The sequence below is a fragment of the Phenylobacterium sp. genome (genome assembly GCF_044372605.1).
In the GTDB taxonomy this organism is placed as follows: domain Bacteria; phylum Pseudomonadota; class Alphaproteobacteria; order Caulobacterales; family Caulobacteraceae; genus Phenylobacterium.
Genome location: NZ_JBILRO010000308.1, coordinates 1 through 3,341 on the forward strand (window position 1 = coordinate 1; position 3,341 = coordinate 3,341).

The 3,341-nt window shown below is 59.7% G+C and carries 4 protein-coding genes; all 4 read left to right on the forward strand.

Going from position 1 to position 3,341, the window contains the following annotated elements; all coding sequences use genetic code 11:
- The coding region (locus ACIQ42_RS17330) for a hypothetical protein (RefSeq protein WP_397423481.1) at nucleotides 1–216 on the forward strand (216 nt) is incomplete at its 5' end.
- 12 nt (nucleotides 217–228) lie between these two features.
- Nucleotides 229–1,107: an SLBB domain-containing protein gene (locus tag ACIQ42_RS17335; protein ID WP_397423482.1), complete on the forward strand. Its 879-nt coding sequence runs from the start codon at nucleotides 229–231 to the stop codon at nucleotides 1,105–1,107.
- 18 nt (nucleotides 1,108–1,125) lie between these two features.
- Nucleotides 1,126–2,478, forward strand: coding sequence for a GumC family protein (locus ACIQ42_RS17340; RefSeq protein WP_397423483.1), 1,353 nt, complete (start codon nucleotides 1,126–1,128; stop codon nucleotides 2,476–2,478).
- Nucleotides 2,478–3,185 carry a CpsD/CapB family tyrosine-protein kinase gene (locus tag ACIQ42_RS17345; RefSeq protein ID WP_397423484.1) on the forward strand — a complete coding sequence of 236 codons (708 nt, stop codon included), beginning with the start codon at nucleotides 2,478–2,480 and terminating at the stop codon, nucleotides 3,183–3,185. The genes ACIQ42_RS17340 and ACIQ42_RS17345 overlap by 1 nt, the downstream gene beginning before the upstream one ends.
- The last annotated feature ends 156 nt before the right edge of the window (nucleotides 3,186–3,341 follow it).

Here is a 3,341-nt window from a genome sequence, read left to right on the forward strand (position 1 = left end):
GCGCGGGGTTCTCTGGATCAATATCGTGGAGGAGTGCCTTCGCCATTACAAATCCGGGACAGTAAGCAGTGGTCAGGAAATATCGGTGGATCTATGAAGATTGGTAGAAACGCGCAAATTATGCTGTCTGTGGAGCATGTTGACAGAAACGCGGACGTTGGAATTTATGATTTCAAGTCCGATAGCGTGATGCTTGGCTTCACCACTCAATTCTAACGAGCAATGGTAATGAAGATGGTTCGAATCCAAGGCCGGTTGATCGCCGCTCTCGTTCTGGGCGCATCGACGATGACTGCGCCGGCATTTGCCCAGACGACCCCCGGCGCCTCTGCTTCCAAAGCGGTCCCGCCTTCCGGTTCGGCGGCGGCCTCCGGCTCCATCGCGCCGGCGCCGGTCGACAGCTCCTACGTGTTAGGGTTTGGCGATACCGTCGAGGTCAGTCTGGTTGGTCGCGCCGACTTCGGCTCTCGGGCTCGGGTAAGCACGGATGGTACGATCCTGCTGCCTTTGATCGGTAAGATGGTGGCGAGTGAGCGCACCGTCATCGAGCTTTCGGAGGACGTCAGGCAGGCTCTGATCAAGGGTGGCTTCTATGCAGACCCGATCGTACGGGCTGACGTCGTCAGCATCTCTAGCCGCTATGTAACTGTACTCGGCGCTGTGGGGTCGCCAGGCCTTTTGCCCTTGGACCGGAACTACAGGCTTTCCGAGATCCTGGCCCGGGTTGGGGGTGGTACGGGCGATGCTGCGGACTACATCCTGCTGACCAAGTCTGGCGCAACGGCGGCCCAGCGCTACTATATCGCGAAGCTTGCGGCCGGCGGTGTCGGGGAGGATCCGCTGGTCCAGAGCGGAGACAAAATCTTCATCCCCTCCGTCCAGGATGAGGTCTTCTATATCTCGGGCCAGGTGAATACGCCTGGGCAGTTCCCTATCACCAATGGGCTGACCTTCCGCATGGCCTTGGCAAAGGGCGGTGGTGTCACGGAAAATGGTAGTGAGAAAAAGCTGAAAGTGGTTCGTGATGGCAAGCCTCTGAAGAAGGCTAAGCTGGACGACGTTGTAAAGGTCGGCGACATCATCACGATTGGTGAGCGACTGTTCTAGCTCGATGATGGACAAAATATGAGCATTATTCAGTTTCTGAGAATCATCTGGGCACGCTGGCTACTTATTGCTGCATGCACGGTGTTCACGGTCCTCGGTGGACTTGCCGTGGTTCTGTTTGTGCCTCCGCGGTATGAAGCCACGGCTCACGTTAACATGAACGTTCTCAAGCCTGATCAGGTGACGGGCGACGTAGCAAACCTGAATAATTTCGGAACCTACGTCCAAACACAGCAAGAACTGGTCAAGGACTATCAGGTGACCGCGCCCGTAGTCGACCAGCTGGGCTGGCTTAGTGATCCAGGGCGGATCGCCCGGTATCAGGCGAGACCTGCCACAGACACCCGGGATTTCCGGCGATGGCTGGCGCAGCAGGTCTCCGACAGCACCAAGGCCGGGCTGGCGTCTGGAACCATCTTCGAAATAACGTTCAGCTCTACATCGCCGACGGAAGCACAGGCTGGCGCCGAGGCGCTCCGGCAGTCATTCGTCGACTATACCTTGGCCAACCGACGCGAGGAAGCCAGCCGAAATGCTCGTTGGTATTCGACCCAGGCTGATGTCGCGCGTCAACGTGCGGAGGAAGCCCAGTTGGCGACGGCCAATTTCGAACGGGCAAATGGCATTGTCATGCAGGGCGACAAGGCTGGCGCGCAACAGGATACGGACAGCGCAAGGCTGGCAGCCCTCGTGAATCAGGCTGCCAATGCGCCTGCGGCGGCCCTTTCCGCTCCGGTCACCATCTCATCGACCTCAAAACTCCAGTTGGCGCAGATTGACGCTCAACTTGCCCAGAACGCTGAGAAGCTGGGACCCAACCATCCTCAGATGCAACAGTTGCGCGCCCAGCGCGCGCTCGTGGCCGGCGTTGTAGCCCAGGAAGAGGCTACGGCGCGGGCCGGGCCGAGTACCTCGGCGGTTATTGGAGAGGTGACCCGGGCGCTTCAACAGCAGAAGTCCGTGGTGATCGCGCAGCGCGACAAGATCGAGCGCCTGCGACAGCTGCAATCCGAAGTCGACCTACGGCGGGAACAGTACGAGAAGACGGCTGCCAGAGCTGCCGAGTTGACCCTTGAAGCCGGGGTGGCGGACAGCGGTATGTCGCCGATCGGGGTCGTCGTGACGCCGACAAGCCCTGCGTTTCCTAACAAACCCCTAATCCTTGTGGGTTCGCTTGCGCTCGGCGGAGGTCTTGGTCTCGTACTGGCCGTGTTGATCGAACTGCTCAATCGGAGGGTGCGCGGCTTCGAGGATCTTGAGTTCGACAAGAACCTGAACTGTCTCGCCATCGTCGATGCGGCGCCCGCGCGGACGCCGCGCAGCAGGCGCGGCCAGTTCTCAAAAGGCGTCGTGGCTGGAGCAAGTGCGTAATGGCGAGTGGCCAATCAAATACGGTCCGCGCCGAGCGCAAGGCGTCGCGGCCGCTACCGGTTCCCGGAACTACCAGCCAGTCTGAGCGTCGCGTTCTGCTGACGGACCCGGATGGAGCTGCCGCGGAGTCCATTCGCGTTTTGCGGACACGGCTTCAGTCCCAGCATCTTCAGCTTGGGCGCCGCGCTCTGGCGATTTGCGGGCCAACCCCTGAAGTCGGAGCCACCTTTGTGGCCGTGAATCTTGCGATATCAATGGCCCAGATCGGAGTGAAGACGCTTCTGGTGGATGCTGATCTGAGAAATCCCTCGGTCCATACCTATTTTGAACCCAAGCTGGTCGGCGGTGGGTTGTTTGCCTGCCTGACATCGTTCTCCGACAGCATTGCCGATTTCACGGACGAGAACGTATTGCCCAATCTCGACGTGTTGCGGGCAGGCCAGCCGGACAGTGCCGCCCACGAGTTGCTATCCGGGGACAAGTTCCCCGAGATCATCAACAACTGCGTGCGCGACTACGACATGACGATCATCGACACCCCGCCAGCCAACAGCTGTGCGGATGGGTTGAGGATCAGCACGGTCACCGGTTTTGCACTTATCGTCTCACGCAAAAACCGCACCCTTGTGTCCGATGTCCGCGTGCTGGCTGATCAACTCAGAACGGAGCGCGCGCGCGCTGTGGGCACTGTGCTCAACAATTTCTGAGGCGCGGAACCCCCACCGTTCGGCGCAGTCACCGACCAGTCTCTTGGCGTTCAGATCATGACGTGAATTGCCAAGGCAAGCGCTGTTCCGGTCCAGAACACCGTCAGGCAAATTAGGTCGACCTTCAGGGCGCCTGGCATGTGCCTGCGCAGGCCT